The sequence below is a fragment of the Nocardia sp. NPDC019219 genome (assembly GCF_040632645.1).
GTDB classification, from domain to species: domain Bacteria; phylum Actinomycetota; class Actinomycetes; order Mycobacteriales; family Mycobacteriaceae; genus Nocardia; species Nocardia sputorum.
In genome coordinates, this window is record NZ_JBEYCG010000001.1 from 769952 (window position 1) to 789621 (window position 19670).

The window sequence follows — 19670 nt, forward strand, 5'->3', positions numbered from 1 at the left end:
ACGCGGCTGCTTTCGGTGGGACTCAGGTTTTCGGACGGATGCGCCGGGCCGGTGTTCGCGCGGCCCCTCTTCGAAACGACACCACGTCCGGGTCACGAAAACGGCGGGGCCACGGAATCTTTCGCGGAGCGGATGAAAGTGAGTTCCCTGCCGTCGCGACCGACCCGCGGCCACTCGATGCCCAGCGTGGGATCGAACGCATCGATGTCGTGGTCGAACTCCGGCTGGTACTCCAGGGAGCACAGGTAGGTGACCGTCGATCCGTCCTCCAGGGAGAGGATCGCGTGGCCGAGACCTTCGGACAGAAACACCGAGCGCCGGTCGACGTCGTCGAGCAGCACACTGTCCCAGCGCCCGTAGGTCGGTGAGCCGGGACGCAGGTCGACCACCACGTCGAGGAACGCTCCGCGCACACAGGTCACGTATTTGGCCTGGCCCGGCGGGTCCTCGGTGTAGTGGATGCCGCGCAGCACCCCGGCGGCCGACACCGAGCAGTTGACCTGCCGCAGGTCGAACGGCCGCCCGGTCGCCTTCTCGAACTCCGAGGCCTTGAACCCCTCGAGGAACATGCCGCGATCGTCTCCGTGCTGGCGCGGCGTGATCACCCACGCGCCCGGCACCGCGAGTTCCCGGAACTCCATGCTCACCAGTCCCGTCCGCGGTCGAGCAGATCGAGCAGATAGCGGCCGTACCCGGAGCGGACCATCGGTTCGGCGAGCCGGCGCAGCTGCTCGTCGTCGATGAAGCCCATCCGCCAGGCCACCTCTTCGGGGACGCCGATCTTGAGGCCCTGCCGCTCCTCGATGGTGCGGACGTAATTGGCCGCGTCGAGCAGGGAATCGAAGGTACCGGTGTCCAGCCACGCGGTGCCGCGGGCGAGCACGTCCACGCTCAGGCGATCCTGTTCCAGGTAGGCGCGATTGATGTCGGTGATCTCGTATTCGCCACGTGCGGACGGTCGCAGCGACCGGGCGATCTCCACCACGTCGTTGTCGTAGAAGTACAGCCCCGGAATGGCGTAGTTCGACCGGGGGACCTTGGGTTTCTCCTCGATGGACACCGCGCGTCCTTCGGTGAACTCCACCACGCCGTAGGCGGTCGGGTCGGAGACCCAGTACGCGAACACCGCACCACCGTCGATCCCGTGGAAGCGATTGAGGCTGGTGCCGAGACCGGGGCCGTGAAAGATGTTGTCGCCGAGCACCAGTGCGGCGCAATCGCCGCCGATGTGATCGGCGCCCAGGACGAAGGCCCTGGCCAGGCCGTCCGGCTCGGGCTGGACCACGTAGTCGAGGGACAGCCCGAACTGCGTGCCGTCGCCGAGCAGCCGCCGGAACGCCGCGGCGTCCTCGGGCGTCGTGATCACCAGGATGTCCCTGATCCCCGCGAGCATCAGCGTGGAAAGGGGGTAGTAGACCATGGGTTTGTCGTAGACCGGGACCAGCTGCTTGCTCACCCCGCGCGTGATCGGGTGCAACCGGGAGCCGGTGCCGCCCGCCAGAATGATTCCGCGCATGCCTGGAGTCTGCCAGTCTCACGGCTCCGGGATTCGATGAGGTTCCGAGTAGTCCTCGATTCGGTCACGGCCGTTTCGCCGCGGCGGGGTTGGAGCGATTCTGTTGCGTAGGTCACGATGCGCATGGTCTTCTGAAAAGACACTGCGTGAGATGTCAGCGCCGACAGCTCGCCTGGGCGACCTCGGTCCGGTCGTGATTCGGCGCACCAGTTGTGAGGTAGGTGCGCGATGGCGACCAGAGACGGCGAGCCCGGCGTGGTGATGAATCCGAAGGGCCCCAGCGCGCAATCGCGCCTGCTGCTTGCCACCTGTATGGGCGTGGTCCGGCCGGTGCTGCGAACCTTCCCCGTGACCAAGGCGACCATCCCGGTCGGCGCCGCCACCGTGGACGGGCTGGCGCGATTGCGTCCCCGCCCGTACGGCATCGATCGGGAGCAGGTGTCGTTGCATCGTCTCCGCCTGGAGATCATCCGCCCGGCCGGTGCGGCGCGTGCGCTGCGCCACGGCGCGGTGCTCTACATGCACGGCGGCGGCTTCGCGATCTGCAGCACCCGCAGTCATCGTCCGATCGCGGCGAGCCTGGCTCGCCGCACCGGCCTGCCCGTGATCAACGTCGAGTACCGCCAATTGCCCGGCACGCGGATCGCCGACTCGGTGCGGGACTGCCTGGCCGCCTACCGCTGGCTGTTGCGCCACGGTGCCGATCCGGCGCGGATCATCTTCGCGGGTGACTCGGCGGGCGGCTATCTGACTTTCGCGACCGCGCTGCTGGCCGTGGAGTCGGGGTTGCCGGTGCCGGCCGGGTTGGTCGGCTTGAGCCCGCTGCTGGACCTGGACTACGGGGCGAAGCGGGACTACGTGAACGTCGCGCGGGATCCGTATATCCCATTGTCGGCGCTGGAAGCGGTGGTGCGCATCGGCGCGGAGGTCGACGGAGTGCTCGATCCGGCGCTGTCGCCGGTCAACGCGGTGCTGTCCGCGCTGCCGCCCGTGCTGTTGATCGCCGCCGAGGACGAGGTGCTGCGCTTCGACTCCGAACTGATGGCGCAGCGGCTCACGGCGGCGGGCGTGCCGAACGCGCTGGAGCTGTGGCGCGGCCAGGTCCACGCCTTCATGAGCATCGCGCCGAACCTGCCGGAGAGCAGGGCGGCGCTGGCGCGGGTCTCGCGGTTCGTGCGGGCATGCATCGAAGAGGACCAGCGGGCTCGGACGGCGTAACCGGTCGGGCCCTGCCCAGGCGAGCCCCGCCCCGCACCGGACGGGACGGGGCTCGCGTCTGCGTGGGGCAAGTTCGCACCTCGGCGGTACCCTGCGCCCGCCGCGGACTATTTCCGATTCGAAGTTATCTGTCCTTGATAGCCCAGGTCACAAGTCCGCGATTTTGATTTTTTGCATATTGTTCAATAATGGTTCACCTTTCCGTTTGCTGCCGGAACAACTGAAGCCCCGCCCGGGCTGTCCGCGCGGGCGGGGCTTCTGTGTTGTTCGATTATGCGTTCGGCCGCGGATTACTTCGGGGCGTTGAACGGCTGGTTGATGGTGGTGAAGTACTGGATCGCGGCACCGATCGCGACCGGGGCGGTGATCAGCAGCTGGCCCGCGAGGGTGCCCAGCGCGCCGACGGCGATGATGCCGCCGAGGCAGCCGATGGCGGCGGCCGGGATGAACCCGCCGAACAGGCCGATGATGGCCGCCGAGGCGACGGTGGCGCCGGCGATGCCGCCGAGCACGCAGCCGACGGCGCCGCCGCCGATGCCGCCGACCAGGGTGCCGATGGTGGCGCCGGTCGAGATGGTGTCCTTCATGCGGTTGAAGGCGGCCTGCTCACGGTCGTACTCGCTCTTCCACGGCGCCTTGTCCTCGAAGGGGAGGGCGACCGGCTTGTAGGTCGCGTGCGCCATGTCGAACTGCGGGGTCAGGGTGGCGGTGCGGTCCGCGATCTCGGCAGCGATCGGGAACTCGAAGTCGTCCACCCGGAAGGTCAGCGGCATGCCGGTGAGCACGTCACCGTTGGCGGCCTTGACCTTGAACGTGCCATCCTCGACGACCATGGAACCGGCATCGGTCGTGATGATGGACTGGGTGTCGGTCGCGTGGGCGGTGAAGTTCACCGCGCCATCGGCCTCGGAGGCCGGAGCCGCGTTCACGGTGCCGGCGGTGACGCCGAGAGCGGCGATCAGCAGTGCCGACGTCGCGGCGAATTTCCTCATCAGCATTTTGTTTCGAACCTCGATTGGAACGTTCGGAGGGGACTAGACGAGCAAAATCTAGACCAGCTAACGCGTGGTGAACCCGTTGTGACTGTTTATTCAAATTTTGTTCACCGCTGCGACCCACGGCTCGGTGGGGTCGCGGAAATGTGGGCGCTGACCGGGCTTTTCCGAGAGAAACCAATCCGGAAGTTCTTTGCACTGAGAAGTCAATGAGACGAAGGTCACAGATCGAAATCACGGAGTGGCCCTCAGCCGCACCGGATTCGAGTCCGTCGCCGGTGCGCCGCGGCCCCACGTACAGTCAGGGGGTGCGATTGCTCGTCACCGGCGGCGCCGGGTTCATCGGCGCGAACTTCGTCCTGCAGACCGTGTCCGACCATCCGGATGCGACCGTCGTCGTTCTCGATGCCCTGACCTATGCCGGGAACCGGGCCTCGCTCGACCCGGTGGCCGACCGCATCGACTTCGTGCACGGCGACATCGCCGACCTCGATCTGGTCGACCAACTGGTCAGCGGCGTGGACGCGGTGGTGCACTTCGCCGCCGAGTCGCACAACGACAACTCCCTCGCCGAGCCGTGGCCGTTCGTGCAGACCAATATCGTCGGCACCTATTCCCTGTTGCAGGCCGTGCGCAGGCACGACGTGCGCTACCACCACGTGTCGACCGACGAGGTCTACGGCGATCTGTCCCCGGACGATCCGGCGTTCACCGAAGCCACGCCGTACAACCCGTCCAGCCCGTACTCGGCCACCAAAGCCTCTAGCGACCTGCTGGTGCGGGCTTGGACCCGCTCGTTCGGCGTGCGCGCCACCATCTCCAATTGCAGTAACAATTACGGCCCGTACCAGCACGTGGAGAAATTCATCCCGCGCCAGATCACCAACCTGATCGATGGCGTGCGTCCCCGGCTGTACGGGGCGGGGCATCAGGTGCGCGACTGGATCCACGTCGACGATCACAATCGCGCCGTGTGGGAGATCCTGCGCCGCGGCCGGATCGGGCAGACCTATCTGATCGGCGCCGACGGCCAGCTCGACAACAAGTCCGTGGTGCGGATGATCCTCGCGGAGTTCGGCCGCGATCCCGACGATTTCGACCACGTGACCGACCGCCCCGGTCACGACCAGCGGTACGCGATCGACGCGACGTTGCTGCGTTCCGAACTCGGCTGGCGGCCCCGCTACGCGGACTTCCGCGCCGGACTGGCCGCCACCATCCAGTGGTACCGGGACAACGAATCCTGGTGGCGTCCCTACAAAGACGTCACCGAGCGCGCCTACCTCGCGGCCGGGGAGCGGACGCTCAGCGCGGCGGGCGACTGAAACGGCAACGGCGCCCCGGGGACAGCCCCGGAGCGCCGCGACGGAATCCTCTGCCGCTCAGCCCCAGACGATGGTGTAGTACTTCGCCGCCGCCGCGATCAGGGCCACACTCGCCGCCACCAGCACGGTGACGGCCGGGCCGACCGTCGGGGTCTTCCCGGCGGAGTCGGTGAGCCGCAGCGGCATCCAGCGCAGCAGCACCGCGAGCGTCACGATCGCCAGCGGCACGAAGTAGCGGCCCTGCACGCCGTCGATGATGTAGTAGCCGACCGGCGTGAACGACATGTAGAGCGTCACGTAGATCATGGCGACGCTGGCGGCCATGGTGAGCGCGATGATCAGGGTGCGGCGGAAGGCCGGGGCGGTCATCCGTTCGGCCACGCCGAGGCTCACGGCGAACGCCAGCAGACAGGCCAGCATCGACAGCGCGGGCACATCGACGTAGGCGAAGCCGAGCTCGCCGAAGAACTGGCTGAACCAGCGCTGGTCGCGCAGCGCGATGCTCTCGCCGAACACGTGCGCGAACTCCGGCGGATCGCGCAGGATGCCGCTGAGCTGATCGCCGGGACGCACCGAGTGCCACTGGTGCGGCGGCCGCATCAAGCCCATCCCGTCGCCGGTCGGCGCGGCGATCTTCATCCACACCGCGAAGGCGAGCCCACCGGCAGCGGCGAAGGCCCATGGGATTGCGCGCCGCCAGCCGCTGAACCCGAACCGGTCCGCGGGCACCAGGGCCACCAGGAGTGCGAGCAGCACATAGGTGGGCTTGCTCACCGGGAGCAGGATCGTCGCGGCCAGCAGAGCGGAGATCTCCGCCCGGCCCAGGCGCTCGCCGAGGAACACGGCCTTCACCAGCAGCGCGGAGACCAGGATGGCCAGCGCGTTGGTCATCGTGTCGGCGGTGACCGTGCCCGCCTGGAACACCGCGATCGGCAGCACGGCGACGGTGAACGCCAGCCACTGCACCCGGTGCGCGCGCAAGGCGTACAGGCCGAACCCGACCACCGCGAGGTAGGCCACCAGCCCGGTGAGCCGGGTGAGCAGCAGCAGGCCACCCACGTCGAGCCCGAAGAGTTCCCCGAGCCGGATGCCGATCGCGGCCGGGATGTACGGGACCGGCGAGTACGCGGCGGTGTTGGTGAACCAGACCGGTTCGGTGGCGTCCGAGACCGCGGTGCTCGTCAGCTGGTCGTAGCGGCCCGGATCGGCCACCATGGGGTCGGGCTCGTCCGGGTTGGTGGTGTAGTCCCGCAGCGCGTAGCCCATCAGCTCGGTGATGCTGGACGGGACGTCGCCGCCGTAGGCGATGCCGCGATCGTCGTGGATCTTCTGCGGCAGGAAGCCCCCGTGTGCGACCTGGTAGGCGCGACCGAACTGGGTGATCTCGTCATGACCCCAGAACGGCGGGGTGAGGACGGTGAACAGCGCGCCGAAGATCGTGGCCAGCAGGGTGAAGGCGATGGTCGCCCCGCCCAGCCGGGTCGCCAGTCGGCCCGCGAAGCCTTTCGCTGACCGGTCCGCGCCGGTGGTCACCTCGGCGTCCACCGCCGGTAGCGGCGCGGTGTCGGTCGCGGGCAGGGGGGCGGTGTCCGCGCGCTCTGCCACATCCTTGTCGGGCGTGGCGGTCGGATCCGTCGAGGTCGTCAACGCGGGGCTCCGCCGTTGCCCGCGGTCCGCCGGTCGTCCGCGCCCACCGCGGTGTACCGCAGGTAGACCAGACGCGAGGCTTCGTGCCGAGAGCGCCGGATGCCGTCGAGGATCAGGCCCGCGGTCCACGCGAGGCTGCCGAGCAGCAGCAAGGTGAAGCCGAGGAACAGCGTCGGGAACCGCGGCACCGCGTGGGTGTTGTAGAACTCGACGACGATCGGAATCGTCAGGATGATCGAGACCAGCCAGGCCAGCGTGCCGAACAGGCCGTAGAACGCGACCGGCCGTTCGTGCCGGGCCAAGCCGACGATCAGGGCGAGGATCTTGAATCCGTCGTGGTAGGTGCGCAGCTTGCTCTCGCTGCCCGCCGGACGGTCGCGGAAGCCGACCGGCACCGCGGTCTGCGGCACCCGCAGGTGCAGGGAATGCACGGTGAGCTCGGTCTCGATCTCGAACTCACGCGACACCGCGGGGAAGCTCTTCACGAAGCGGCGGGAGAACACCCGGAAACCGGAGAGCATGTCCTCGACGTTCTCGCCGAAGACCTTCCCGACCACGCCGTTGAGCACCTTGTTGCCGGTCTCGTGTCCCGCGCGGTAGGCCGAGGCGCCCTCGTCCTGCTTGCGCACGCCGAGCACGTGGTCGTAGGGGCCGTCCAGCAGGGTCTTGATCATCAGCGGCGCGGCCGACGCCTCGTAGGTGTCGTCGCCGTCGATCATCAGATACACGTCGGCCTCGATGTCGGCGAAGGCGCGGCGCACCACGTTGCCCTTGCCCTTGGTGTGCTCGTGCCGGACGATCGCTCCGGCTTCGCGGGCGCGCTCGGCGGTCTTGTCCGTGCTCAGATTGTCGTAGACGTAGACGACGATTCCCGGCACGGCGGCCTGCAGGTCGGCCACGACCTTGGCGACCGAAGCCTCTTCGTTGTGACACGGAACGACGGCGGCAATACGGAGCTCGGTGGAGTCCACCCGGGTCAATCCTCGCGATCGGTGAATGTGGGAACACGGGGAGGGTACAGGGAACTCACAGCTGGTGCGTGGCCGACCTCACCGCCTGCGGGAGTGGAATTTCCCGTCGCGGACGGTTCCGCGAGCCTGCGGTACCGTCGGGCCGTGCCATCCAGTGAGTCCACCGCGCCCGCGGGCGAGCCAGTGACGCAGGAGACCGGAACGGTCGTCAGCAAGGTGCTCACCGCCCTGCGCAGAGGCGGGGCTTTCCTGGTGGTCGGCGCGATCGGCTTCCTGGTCGACGCGGGCACGTACAACCTCCTGGTCTTCTGGGGTGGCGAGGGCGTGCTGTATCACTACCCATTACCGGCCAAGATCATCGCGATCGCGGTGGCGACGGTGGTGACCTATTTCGGCAACAAATGGTGGACATTCGCGCACAAGCGGACCGACAATCCCGGCCGCGAGTACCTCCTGTACGCCGTGTTCAATGTGGTGGCGATCGGCCTGCAACTGGGCTGTCTCGGCTTTTCCCGCTACGTGCTCGAGCTGTCCAGCCCCCTCTCGGACAACCTCTCCGGTACGTTGATCGGGCAGATCGTGGCCGTGGTGTTCCGGTACTGGGCTTACGACAAATTCGTCTTCACCGGGGCGCGAGCGGGCAAGGACAGTGCTACCGACAACGAATCGGCGAACGTTTAGCAATGGTTCGGGCACACGTCGGCATGGCTGTACGGCGGGCAACCGCACACGGCGGTTGATATCCTCACCCCCGCCGTTCAGGCATCGAGGGGCGTGTCTGTCCCGTCCGGCACAATGAGAATTTCGAGGATTTCATGGATCAGTCGGCTATCGAGGCCGTTACCGAAACAAACGATCGCTCGACGGCCGCTGAGGCGCCTGCCGCGCTGCGCGCCGACCATCGGGCGCCGGACCGGTTAGTGCTCCAGCGCGGTATCTTCACCGGTCCGTCGGCCAAGGTGAGCGACGAGCTGTACGCCGTCGTGAAAGGCGGCGCGCACCGGGAACGCCAGACCCTGCGCCTGGACAAGGGCGCGACCGCGCACACCAACACCTACTTCGGCCGGTTCGCCGCCAGCTACTGGCAGCGCTGGACCACGGTCACCGAGGTACGCGCCACCATGGTGCTGGAGGTGGTCGCCAAGGCGAGGATCCGGCTGGTGGCCTCGGACATCGCGGGTCACCGCAGGATCATCGACACCGCGCGGGTCGACGCGAGCGGTTCGGTCACGCTGAGCGCCCCGCTCGACCAGTACGTCGACGGCGGCGCGCTGTGGCTGGAGTTCGACGCCATCGGCGGCGCGCTGGGCATCGCGGAACTGAGCTGGACCGCCGTCGCGCCGGAACGCGTTCGTCCGGTCGCCATCGCGATCTGCACCTTCAACCGTGCCGAGGACTGCGCCGAGACGGTCGCCGCACTGTCCTCCGATCCCACCGTACTCGCCGCGATCGACGCGGTGTACGTCGTCGACCAGGGCACCGATCTGGTGGAGAACCGGCCGCGCTACCAGGAGGTCGCGCCGGTCTTCGGCGAGAAGCTGCGCTACCTGCGCCAGCCGAACCTCGGCGGCGCGGGCGGCTTCACCCGGGGGCTCTACGAGGTGTCCGCGGTGAACGAGCACGCCGACGTCATCCTGATGGACGACGACATCCTGTGCGAACCGGAGACGGTATTGCGGCTCAACGCATTCGCCAACCTGACGGTCGAGCCGACCCTGGTCGGCGCCCAGATGCTGTTCCTGCTCAACCCCGACTACCTCAACGTCGGCGCCGAGGAAGTGCATCTGAACCGGCTGCGGCACGGCCAGAAGGTGGCGAAGGCGCTGCGCAACACCAGCATGCTGAAGAAGAACCAGGAGCGCCGCGTGGATGCCGGCTACAACGCCTGGTGGACCTGCCTGATCCCGGCCGAGGTGGTCGCGAAGATCGGCCTGCCGATCCCGATCTTCTTCCAGTGGGACGACGTCGAATACGGCATCCGGGCGCGTGAGCACGGGTTCGTCACCGTCACGCTGCCCAACGCCGCGGTCTGGCACGCGGACTTCTACTGGAAGGACTACGACGACTGGGCGCGCTACTTCAGCACCCGCAACTCGCTGATCGTCGGCTCGCTGCACACGGAGCTGAACGGTAAGGAGATCGCGGGCAGGCTGTTCCGGGAGATGTCCGAGCAGCTGGTCGCGATGCAGTACGGCCTGGTGCACACCACCCTGCAGGGCATCGAGGACTTCCTGAAGGGCCCGAAGGTGCTGCGGGACGGCGGTATCGAAGCATTGGCCGCCGCGCGCACCAGCCGCGCCGACTACCCCGAGACGATCAAGCACCCGGCCGCGACGCCGCCGGTCCGTTCCGCGGACATCACCTTGCGCCGTGCCGGTGGCGAACCCAGCCGCGCGAAGCTGGTGCTGATCAAGCGCGCGATCAATCAGTGGCTGGGCCGCACCCAGCACGGCATCATCGGCATCACCAGGGAAGACGCCTACTGGTGGCATGTTTCGCTGTTCGACCACGTGGTGGTCACCGATGCCTCGCAGTCCGGCGTCCGGGTGCGCAGGCGCGACAAGGCTCGCGCGCTGCAACTGCTGCGCCGGATGGTGCGCGTGCTGCGGCGCTTGCGCCGGGAACTGCCCGCGGTGCAGGCGCAGTACCGCGCCGCCATGCCGGAGCTGACCAGCCGCGAGAACTGGGAGCGGTTGTACGGGATCGAAGGGTCCGCCGCTCCGCGCTCCTGAACCGTGGCCGAAGCGCCCCCGAACCAGGGTCGGACACCCGACCCTGGTTCGGGGGCGCTGGTGTCTTACGCGAAAAGTGTTCTAGGACATCTCCGCGCAGAAGTGAGCGTCACAAGAACAGGTCGGTGGTGAGTTCGCCGTCGCCCGGGGTGACGCGGTACTTGTCGAGGTCGGTGATGCCGTGGGCAGCGAGGACCTCGTCATCGATGAAGAAGTTGCCGCTGGTCTCCTTACCGGGCGAGGTGAGCACCAGGTAGGCGGCGTCGGCGTAGATGTCGGGGGTGCGCGAGGTGGAGACCATCTCCTCGCCGCCGAGCAGGTTCTTCACCGCCGCCGTGGCGATGGTGGTGCGCGGCCACAGCGAGTTGACGCCGATGCCGTCGCTCTCGAGTTCCTCGGCCAGCCCGAGCGTGGTCAGCGACATGCCGTACTTGGCGATGGTGTAGCCCAGCGCCATGCCCGCCCACTTCGGGTCCAGATTCAGCGGCGGGGACAGGGTGAGGATGTGCGGGTTGCGCCCGGCCCTCGCCGATTCGCGCAGATGCGGGATGCTCAGCTTGGACAACAAGAAGCTGCCCCGGCAGTTGATGTCCTGCATCAGGTCGTACTTCTTCATCGGCAGTGCGTCCGTGGGGGACAGGTCGATCGCGGAGGCGTTGTTCACCACGATGTCGATGCCGCCGAAGCGCTCGACCGTCTGACGCACCGCCTCGGCCACCGACTCGTCGATGCGGACGTCGCCCACGAACGGCAGCACCTGCCCGCCCGCCTGCTCGAGCTCCGCGGCGGCGGTGTGGATGGTGCCCGGCAGCTTGGGATGCGGCTGGTCGGTCTTCGCGATCAGCGTGATGTTGGCGCCGTCGGCCGCGGCCCGCTTGGCGATTTCCAGCCCGATGCCGCGGCTGCCACCGGACATGATCATCGTTCGTCCCGCTAGCGGCTTGGATCCGGGTTCCGTCATCTGACCTGCTCCTTCGTTTCCGCCGCAGGCAGCGGCCCGCAGCTGTACGCGCGCTTGCAGACTAAGCGTAAACCCGCGTGCTATGCAACTAGTTGCATAGGAGGGGCGAAGAGAGGGCACCGGTCGCCGGTGCCCTCTCGATTCAGACCGAGGCGATCAGGACGATGTTCAGCAGGAACATCACTGCGACCAGGGCCCAGACGATGTACAGGAACACCATGCCCGGCGCCTTCTGCGGAACAGGTCCGATCGCGCCGTTGAGGAAGATCACCACCGGCGGCTTGTAGTAGAACCGGGTCGCCTGTCCCTCGGCGATCGGCACGGTGACGTTCGCCTGACCCATGTCGAACAACCACGGGGTGGTGACCCGGACGTGGTACTGGCCGGGTCCGACCGGGATGTGGTTCGCGCCCCAGCGGGTGTTGGGCACCCGCTGGCCGTTGACCAGGATCTTCGGCTTGGTCAGCGCGAGCATGAACGTCCACAGCGAGTACGAGGCATCGATGGTGATGCCCGGCGGATCGGCAGGCTGACCGTAGCCGGGCTGACCGAATTGCTGCGGTTGCCCATACGGTTGCGGCTGCCCGAACTGCTGTGGCTGGCCGTACGGCTGCGGCTGACCGTATTGCGGTGCGGGCTGGGCGAATTGCGGCGCAGGCTGCCCGTACGGCGGCTGGCCCGCCTGCGGTTGGGCGAGGTGCGGTTGGCTCGGATGCTGCCCCGCGGGCGGCGCGTACTGCGCGGGCGCCTGCGGAGGCGGGTACTGGCCGACCGGCGGCTGCTGACCGAACGTCGGCTGCCCGGGCCAGGGGCCGGGCTGCTGACCGGGTGGCGGGTACCCGCCGGGTTGACTCATCTATCCCTCCCAGATAGCGAACGATGCGAGGGGCACCCTACCGTGCCCCTCGCTCGATCAGCGTCCCGAGTTCCGCTCCTGGTACATCCGGCGCTGCTGTTTGACGATGCCCCGCCACGCCCGCTGGCGCTCGGCCTGCAATCGTTTGTCGGTGCGCGCCCGCATCCATTCGTTCTCCCGGGCCAGCTTGTTGTAGCTGTCGAGCCTGCGCTGGGTCAGCTCGCCGCTGTCGATCGCCTCCCGCACCGCGCACCCCGGCTCGCCGTGGTGCGCGCAATCGCCGAAACGGCACTGCGCGGCAAGGGATTCGATGTCGCTGAAGGTCTTCTCGATTCCTTCGCCCGCATCCCACAATCCGACGCCGCGCAGCCCCGGCGTATCGATCAGGGTGCCGCCGCCGGGCAACGGGCGCAGTTCCCGGTGCACCGTGGTGTGCCTGCCTTTCTTGTCCGTGTCGCGCACGGAGTTGGTGGCGAAGACCTCCGCGCCGAGCAGTGCGTTGGCGAGGGTCGACTTCCCAGCACCGGAGGGTCCGAGCAGCGCGACGGTGCCGTCGAGCATCGCCGTGAGCACGTCCAGCCCCAGGCCGGTATTCGCGCTCACCTCGAGCACGGCAGCGCCCGGCGCGACGGCGCGCACCTCGTCGAGCGGGACGTCGTCGGCCGCGTCGGCCTTGGTGAGCAGCACGATCGGCTGGGCGTTGCTCTCCCAGGCCAGCGCGAGCATGCGTTCGATGCGGCCGAGATCCACATCGCCGTCGGCGGCGGTGCAGATCAATACGGTGTCGACATTGGCGGCGAGCACCTGGCCCTGCGACCGGCCGGATACCGACGAGCGCACGATCGCGGACCGGCGGGGAAGCAGCCGCCGCACGGCCGAGGTGGCGTCGACGGTCACCCAGTCGCCGGTGCACAACCCGCTGACCTCGGAATCCGGGCGCGGGCAGCGGACGCGGGCGAGCCCGTTCGGCGTAATCGCGTCGCATTCACTGCGATCCATGCGAATCACGCGCGCGGGCACGCAGTCTTCCTCGATCAGCGCGGCGTAGCTGGTGGAAACGGCTTCGGTCCAGCCGTAAGGGACGAGAAGGTCGTAGTCGACCATTGTGGAAGGAGTCCTTCGTCGGGCGCCGAACCCGAGAAGGGGTTCAGCGAGCGGAGATTGAGGGGGAATTTCGTGTGGCGGCACGACGGAGGTCAGCTCGCCAAGACACGACAACCCGAACGTTCCTCGTCACGGTCCACACCTCCTTACCTCTCTCGCAGCTCCGCTCACCTTCGCACCCGGTCCCTGCTCCGCGCAACCGAATTTCCGATTCGATCGGAAAGCGCCTCGCGCATCCCCGACTCGACACGCCGGCCCGCCGGACTCAGTCGGGTTTGCCGAACTGCTCGTGGCGGCCGAGGGAGCGTAGGTGGAACCATTCGCGCAGGCCGGCCGGATCGCGGCGGGTGACGAGGAAGAACCAGGAGAAGCGGACCCATTCCTGGGGAAGCAGTTTCCGCATGCCCGGCTGGGACATCAGGTAGCCGCGGTTGCGGTAGGTGAAGTAGCGCTTCACCGGATCGTCCGGGTACTGCGTGTGCATCCGGCCGCCGAGGATCGGCTTGAACTCGGCCGCCCCGTTGGGATGCAGGTACGCCGTCTGCAGGCAGGTGCCGAACGGCAGCCCGGAGCGCACCAGCCTGCGATGCACCTCGACCTCGTCGCCGCGCACGAACAGGCGCAGGTCCGGCACCCCGATCACGTCGACCGCGCGCGCGGAGATCAGCGCGCCGTTGAACAGTGAGGCGATGCCGGGCAGGAAGTCGTCGTCGCCGAGTTCCGAGCGCAGCCGGCGCCAGACCACGCCGCGGCGCAGGGGGAAGGCGAGGCGGTCGGGTTCATCGATGTCGCAGACCACGGGCGATACCTCGACCAAGCCGTGCCGGTTCGCGCAGTCCAGCAGCGTGGACAGCACGTCGGGGCCCTCGGGCCTGCCGTCGTCGTCGGCGAGCCACACCCAATCCGCGCCGATGCTCAACGCGTGCAGCATGCCGAGCGCGAACCCGCCCGCGCCGCCGAGGTTGTGCGCCGAACCCAGGTAGGTGGACTCCACCGGCTGATCGCGCACCAGATCGGCGACCTCCGGCTCGTTGCCGTTGTCGACCACGATCAGGTGATCCACCGGCCGGGACTGGGACGTGACGACCTTCAGCGACTCCGCGAGCAGCTCGCGGCGCTTGTGCGTGACGACGACGGCCACGATCCGCTGCTGCGCACCGGAGTTCGTTCCAGCGGATTCGGTCCCGGTCGGCTCACTCATGCTGCGGCCTTTCCTGCACGAGCGGGACCCTCCGTGGTCACGCTTCGCCGCCGCCTCCGGGCCTGACCGCTCATGCTTGATTCCGCTCCAATTCTCGCTGGTCTGTCCCGGCCCGTTCGGCTTCCATTTCGCGCAGCACGGTCGCGACGTGATTCCCCGCCTCCGGCCCCTCGTAGGCTCGCACCACTTCTTCGATGCCCCCGCGCAACCGGATCTGGCCGTGGTCGATCCACAGGGCGGTATCGCACAGCTGCGCGAGGAATTCGTTGGAATGGCTGGCGAAAACCAGGATGCCGGACCGTGCGACCAAGGACTGCAACCGCAGCCGGGCCTTCTTCATGAATTCCGCGTCGACGGCGCCGATCCCCTCGTCGAGCAGCAGGATTTCGGGATCGATCGAGGTGACCACGCCCATCGCCAGGCGCACGCGCATACCGGTGGAATAAGTGCGCAGCGGCATGGACAGGTATTCGCCGAGTTCGGTGAAATCCGCGATCTCATCGATCTTCGACAGCATCTGTTTGCGCGTCTGCCCGAGGAACAGGCCGCGAATGATGATGTTCTCGTAGCCGGAGATCTCCGGATCCATGCCGACGCCGAGATCGAACACCGGCGCCACCCGCCCACGGATGCGCGCACTGCCCCGCGAGGGCTCGTAGATGCCCGAAAGCAGGCGCAGCAGCGTCGATTTGCCCGCGCCGTTGTGCCCGACCAGGCCGACCCGGTCGCCCTCTTTCAGCGACAGGTTGATGTCCCGCAGGGCCTCGACCACCACGACGTCGGACTGATTGCGTCCGATCGCGCCGCCCGCCTTGCCGAGGAACGCCTTCTTCAGCGACCGCGATTTGGCGTCGAAGATCGGGAATTCGACCCAGGCTTCCTGGGTCTCGATACTCACACGACTCATCGGGGGCGCTCCTATACCCAGTACGGTACGCGCGAACGGTACTGCTTCATGGCCAGGATCGCGACGATCCAACCCACCAGGGTGATCGCGCCGACGACCAGCCAGTGCCGCAGCTCCTGCGGTTCGCCGAGCAACGGCGCCCGGACGATTTCGAGATAGTGGAATGTCGGCACGAGTTCGGCCAGTTTCGCGCGGTCGCCGGTGATCTGCGATTGCAGGGTCTTCGTCGTCCACATGACCGGCGTCAGCACGAACAGCATCAGCGTGGTGCTGCCGAGAATCGGCGCGATATCGCGGTAGCGCGTGCTGAAGATGCCGAACACGATCGATACCCACATGGAGTTGAGGAAGATCAGCGCGATGGCCGGGATCGCCATCAGGCTGGCCACCCCGAGATGGCGCCACACGCCGAACGCGGCGAGCATCACCAGGTAGATCACCATGTTGTGGGCGAAGAACAGCAGCTGCCGCCACACCAGCCGGTAGACGTGCACGCTCAGCGCCGAGGGAAGCTGCTTGATCAGGCCCTCGTTGGCGATGAAGACCTCCGAGCCCTCCAGGATGCTTGCGCTGATCACGTTCCAGATGATCAGCCCCACCGTGACGTAGGGCAGATACTCGCGCAGCGGCTGGCCGAGCAGCGCCGCGTACAGCACGCCCATCGCCACGGCCTGCAAGCCGGTGGCGATGGTGATCCAGAACGGGCCGAGCACCGAGCGGCGGTAGCGCTGCTTGATGTCCTGCCAGCCCAGCGACAGCCACAGTTCACGCTGCGCGAAGCCACCGGCGAAGTCCTGGAACGCACGGCGGAACGTCTGGGAGTCCGGCACGATCTTCGCGACGGTGGCCCCGGCGTGCAGAGTCTGCGCCTCGGGCGTGGTCGCGCTCACCGGACGCTCCTGGGAGTCGTCGCCGGACGGCGCCGTGTGCTCGGCCGATTCGGACGGCGAGCTGTCATCTGAACGCGCTTGGTCATCGGAACCAACTGAGCTCTCTTCAGGACGCACCGCACTCGGGTCGTTGACCGAGTCGGAGCGAGCGGCAGCGGCGGGCACGGTGCACGAGACTACCCTTGCGGCTTCGCGCCACCGCGTGGCACACGCTCACAGGTATTGGCCGGAACCGCCGGTGACGTGACTCGGCTGGCCGCCGCGCGGGTCGGCGGCGTGGATGCCGGGCGGCAACGCGCCCTGGCGCATCTGTTCGAGCTGGGCGCGCGCGGCCATCTGCTGGGCGAACAGCGCGGTCTGGATGCCGTGGAACAGGCCCTCCAGCCAGCCGACCAGCTGCGCCTGCGCGATCCGCAGCTCGGCGTCGGACGGCACGCCTTCGTCGGTGAACGGGAGGGTGAGCCGTTCGAGTTCCTCCCGCAGTTCGGGGGCGAGCCCTTGCTCCAGCTCCCGCACCGAGGACGTGTGGATCTCCTTGAGGCGATTGCGGCTGGCCTCGTCCAGCGGAGCCGCGCGCACCTCCTCGAGCAGCTGCTTGATCATCGTGCCGATCCGCATGACCTTCGCGGGCTGCTCGACCATGTCGGCGAGCGATTCGCCGGAGTCGTCCCGGTCGTCCGACTTGTCCTTGTCATCGTCGGTCACCACCTGCGCGGTGAAGGGCGCCTCCGATCCGGCCGCCGCGGGGATGGCCAACGGCCTGCCGTCGGGTCCGACAACGACGATGTGGTCCGGTGCCTCGTCCGAGTGCGTCATGGTCCCTATCATGTCGTGTCCGGCCCGAACGCGCTAAGCCGGTGCTCCGAGGCCGGGCGTCGCGGCACGCTCCGGCGCGCGCCGCCGGTCCGCTCCGCCGCTCGGGCCTGGCGTTCTATTCTGTTCGGGTCGTGTGGTTCGGATTTCTCGAAAGTCGGTCGCCATGCTGAGTCGCAGGTCGCTGTGCTCCCGCCACGATGTGGAGGGGAACGCGGTTACACAGGCTCGCCCGCTGCCCTTAGAGTGGCCAGCATGACTTACGACGTCGCGAGGGTTCGGGGCCTGATACCGTCCCTGGGCGACGGCTGGATCCATCTGGACCCGCAATCGGGCATGTTGGTTCCGGACGCGGTGTCCCGCGCTGTTTCGACGGGTTTCCGGACTTCCTCCTTCTCGCATATCGGCCGCAACGGCGCGGCGGTGCGCAGCGCGGCGATTCTGGACGCGGCGCGCGAGGCCGTCGCCGACCTCGTCGGCGGTGACCCGGCGGGCGTCGTCCTCGGCCCCGACCGCGCGGTCCTGCTGGCCTGGCTCGCCGAATCGCTGAGTTCGCGGCTGGGCCTCGGCACCGGCATCGTGCTCTCCCGGCTGGACGACGAAGCGAACGTCGCGCCGTGGCTGCGCATCGCCAACCGCTACGGCGCGCACGTGCGCTGGGCCGAGGTGGAGATCGAGACCTGCGAGATGCCGTCCTGGCAGTTCGAGGAGCTTATCGGCCCCACCGCGCGACTGGTCGCGCTGACCGCGGCTTCGCCGATCGTCGGTTCGGCGCCCGCCGTGCGGGTGGCCGCGGACCGGGTGCACGAGGTGGGTGGCCTGCTGGTGGCCGACGCGTTCGGCGCCGCGCCCTACGCGCTGATCGACATCGACGAACTGAACGCCGACGTCGTCGCGCTGAGCGCGCCGGCATGGGGCGGTCCGCAGATCGGCGCGCTGGTCTTCCGTGACCCGGCGTTCCTGGACCGGATCCCGTCCATGTCGTTGAACCCCTATGCGAAGGGCGCCGAACGGCTGGAGGTCGGTGGGCACCAATACGCGCTGCTCGCGGGTTTGACCACCTCCATCGACTTCCTGGCCGGACTGGACGAGCGGGCGCACGGCACCCGGCGCGAGCGCCTGGAGATGTCGATCACCTCGCTGCAGGACTACCACGACCAGCTGTTCGAGCACTTGATGAGCGTGCTGGACTCGATTCCCGGGCTCACCGTGATCGGCCGCGCCTCCACCCGCATCCCCACGGTCAGCTTCACGCTCGCGGGCATGCAGGCGGAGAAGGTCGCGGCCAAGCTCGCGGACAACCGGATCGGCACGGTGAGCGGCGTGCACGGCGGCAGCAGGCTGCTGGACGCGCTCGGCGTCAACGACGAGGGCGGCGCGGTGACCATCGGTCTCGCGCCCTACACCACCAAGTTCGAGATCGATCAGCTCGGCAGGGCACTGCTCGCGCTGGAGTGAGCGGCGCTCACAGCCCCGCCACCCGCAGCACCACCTTGCCGAACACCTCGCCGGAGTCCAGCAGCCGGTGCGCTTCGGCGGCCTCCTCGATCGGCACTTCGGCCGCGATGACGGACGCGACCGTGCCGTCGGCGATCAGCGGCCACAGCTGCCGGTGCACCTCCGCCACGATTTCCGCTTTGCTGCCGACCCCGGTCGCGGGCCGCGCGCGCACGTTGGTGGCGTGGACGGTGCCCCACTTGCGCAACAGCACACCCAGATTCAGTTCGGCGGTCACGCCACCCTGCATGCCGATCACCACGAGGCGGCCGTGCTCGGCCAGCGCGTCGACGTTGCGTCCCAGGTAGACCGCGCCCATATTGTCGAGGATGACGTCCGCGCCGGGGCCGCCCGCGCCCGATCGCTCGGCGCGCACGGCGGCGACGAAGTCGTCCTCCTTGTAGTTGATCAGCACGTCCGCGCCGAGCTCCGCGCAGCGCGCCAGCTTCTCCGCCGACCCGGCGGTCACCGCGACGCGCGCGCCGAGCGCCTTGGCGACCTGGATGGCGTGCGTGCCGATGCCGCTGCCGCCGCCGTGGATCAACAGCAGCTGGCCGGACCGCAGCTGGGCGGTCATCACCAGGTTCGACCACACGGTCGCCGCCGCCTCGGGCAGCCCCGCCGCCGCGCCGAGATCGAGGTCGTCCGGGACGGGAAGCACCTGGGTCGCGGGCACGACGACACGCTCGGCGTAACCGCCGCCGGACAGCAACGCGCAGACACGATCGCCGACCGCCCACTCGCGCACTCCGTCGCCGATCTCGGCGATCACACCGGAGCATTCGAGACCCAGGAGCGGGCTGGCTCCCGGCGGGGGCGGGTAGTAGCCCTGACGCTGCAACAGATCGGCCCGGTTGACGCCCGCCGCGGCCACCTCGATCAGCACTTCGCCGTGGCCGGGCGTCGGATCCGGCACCTCGGCAAGAGACATGACTTCGGGGCCGCCGGAACCTTTCAGATCTATAGCGCGCACCGTGCCATACTGCTCCGCGCGCACCGACGGCTGCGCGCTGCCCCCCGCGTCGGCGCGCCGCACC

Annotated in this window: 18 protein-coding genes; 5 read left to right on the top strand and 13 right to left on the bottom strand. The window is 68.2% G+C overall.

The annotated features are described in order from the left end of the window. Nucleotides 1-92: 92 nt before the first annotated feature. Together rfbC and rfbA are read right to left on the bottom strand one after the other, a co-directional pair. Nucleotides 93-641 (bottom strand): dTDP-4-dehydrorhamnose 3,5-epimerase, encoded by a 549-nt coding sequence (rfbC, locus tag ABZ552_RS03445; RefSeq protein WP_281881248.1) that lies wholly within the window; start codon nt 639-641, stop codon nt 93-95. Between the two features lie 2 nt (nt 642-643). Continuing rightward, entirely contained in the window at nt 644-1516 is an 873-nt protein-coding gene (gene rfbA, locus ABZ552_RS03450; protein ID WP_159844696.1) for a glucose-1-phosphate thymidylyltransferase RfbA, read from the bottom strand. Nucleotides 1517-1744: 228 nt separating this feature from the next. Here rfbA and ABZ552_RS03455 point away from each other — a divergent pair, with 228 nt between their 5' ends. Then, on the top strand, nt 1745-2734 hold the full coding sequence (locus ABZ552_RS03455; protein WP_281876740.1) for an alpha/beta hydrolase: 990 nt from the start codon (nt 1745-1747) through the stop codon (nt 2732-2734). Nucleotides 2735-3024: 290 nt separating this feature from the next. On the opposite strand, the gene ABZ552_RS03460 is transcribed toward ABZ552_RS03455, so the two are convergent. Then, nucleotides 3025-3732 carry a hypothetical protein gene (locus ABZ552_RS03460; RefSeq protein ID WP_281876741.1) on the bottom strand — a complete coding sequence of 236 codons (708 nt, stop codon included), beginning with the start codon at nt 3730-3732 and terminating at the stop codon, nt 3025-3027. Nucleotides 3733-4037: 305 nt separating this feature from the next. Between ABZ552_RS03460 and rfbB the strand changes: the two genes are divergently transcribed. Continuing rightward, entirely contained in the window at nt 4038-5054 is a 1017-nt protein-coding gene (rfbB, locus tag ABZ552_RS03465; protein WP_281876742.1) for a dTDP-glucose 4,6-dehydratase, read from the top strand. Nucleotides 5055-5111: 57 nt separating this feature from the next. On the opposite strand, the gene ABZ552_RS03470 is transcribed toward rfbB, so the two are convergent. Then, nucleotides 5112-6701 carry a DUF2142 domain-containing protein gene (locus ABZ552_RS03470; RefSeq protein ID WP_357435418.1) on the bottom strand — a complete coding sequence of 530 codons (1590 nt, stop codon included), beginning with the start codon at nt 6699-6701 and terminating at the stop codon, nt 5112-5114. Next, complete coding sequence (locus tag ABZ552_RS03475; protein WP_357435420.1) at nt 6698-7672, bottom strand: glycosyltransferase; 975 nt, start codon at nt 7670-7672, stop codon at nt 6698-6700. The genes ABZ552_RS03470 and ABZ552_RS03475 overlap by 4 nt, the downstream gene beginning before the upstream one ends. A 144-nt stretch (nt 7673-7816) precedes the next feature. Between ABZ552_RS03475 and ABZ552_RS03480 the strand changes: the two genes are divergently transcribed. Together ABZ552_RS03480 and ABZ552_RS03485 are read left to right on the top strand one after the other, a co-directional pair. Then, complete coding sequence (locus ABZ552_RS03480; RefSeq protein WP_281876746.1) at nt 7817-8353, top strand: GtrA family protein; 537 nt, start codon at nt 7817-7819, stop codon at nt 8351-8353. Nucleotides 8354-8487: 134 nt separating this feature from the next. Next, nucleotides 8488-10404 carry a glycosyltransferase gene (locus tag ABZ552_RS03485; RefSeq protein ID WP_281919248.1) on the top strand — a complete coding sequence of 639 codons (1917 nt, stop codon included), beginning with the start codon at nt 8488-8490 and terminating at the stop codon, nt 10402-10404. A gap of 109 nt (nt 10405-10513) precedes the next feature. Here the strand turns inward: ABZ552_RS03485 and ABZ552_RS03490 are convergent, their stop codons facing one another. The 7 genes from ABZ552_RS03490 to ABZ552_RS03520 all read right to left on the bottom strand — a co-directional run bounded on the left by ABZ552_RS03490 (nt 10514) and on the right by ABZ552_RS03520 (nt 17139). Then, nucleotides 10514-11365, bottom strand: a complete 852-nt coding sequence (locus tag ABZ552_RS03490) for an NAD(P)-dependent oxidoreductase (RefSeq protein WP_357435422.1) — start codon at nt 11363-11365, stop codon at nt 10514-10516. Nucleotides 11366-11507: 142 nt separating this feature from the next. Continuing rightward, nucleotides 11508-12221 (bottom strand): hypothetical protein, encoded by a 714-nt coding sequence (locus ABZ552_RS03495; protein ID WP_236567058.1) that lies wholly within the window; start codon nt 12219-12221, stop codon nt 11508-11510. Between the two features lie 57 nt (nt 12222-12278). Further along, nucleotides 12279-13325 (bottom strand): ribosome small subunit-dependent GTPase A, encoded by a 1047-nt coding sequence (gene rsgA, locus ABZ552_RS03500; protein WP_281876749.1) that lies wholly within the window; start codon nt 13323-13325, stop codon nt 12279-12281. A 265-nt stretch (nt 13326-13590) separates the two neighbouring features. Then, a complete protein-coding gene (locus ABZ552_RS03505) occupies nt 13591-14526 on the bottom strand; it encodes a glycosyltransferase family 2 protein (RefSeq protein ID WP_281876751.1) in 936 nt (311 codons plus the stop codon). 70 nt (nt 14527-14596) lie between these two features. Further along, nucleotides 14597-15433 (bottom strand): ABC transporter ATP-binding protein, encoded by an 837-nt coding sequence (locus ABZ552_RS03510; RefSeq protein ID WP_063019080.1) that lies wholly within the window; start codon nt 15431-15433, stop codon nt 14597-14599. Between the two features lie 11 nt (nt 15434-15444). Continuing rightward, nucleotides 15445-16266, bottom strand: coding sequence for an ABC transporter permease (locus ABZ552_RS03515; protein WP_159844856.1), 822 nt, complete (start codon nt 16264-16266; stop codon nt 15445-15447). 270 nt (nt 16267-16536) lie between these two features. Next, a complete protein-coding gene (locus tag ABZ552_RS03520; RefSeq protein ID WP_281876753.1) occupies nt 16537-17139 on the bottom strand; it encodes a bacterial proteasome activator family protein in 603 nt (200 codons plus the stop codon). Between the two features lie 252 nt (nt 17140-17391). Between ABZ552_RS03520 and ABZ552_RS03525 the strand changes: the two genes are divergently transcribed. Then, on the top strand, nt 17392-18594 hold the full coding sequence (locus ABZ552_RS03525; RefSeq protein WP_281876754.1) for a cysteine desulfurase-like protein: 1203 nt from the start codon (nt 17392-17394) through the stop codon (nt 18592-18594). A 7-nt stretch (nt 18595-18601) separates the two neighbouring features. Here the strand turns inward: ABZ552_RS03525 and ABZ552_RS03530 are convergent, their stop codons facing one another. Continuing rightward, nucleotides 18602-19606: an NAD(P)H-quinone oxidoreductase gene (locus tag ABZ552_RS03530; RefSeq protein ID WP_357435554.1), complete on the bottom strand. Its 1005-nt coding sequence runs from the start codon at nt 19604-19606 to the stop codon at nt 18602-18604. Nucleotides 19607-19670 lie beyond the last annotated feature (64 nt).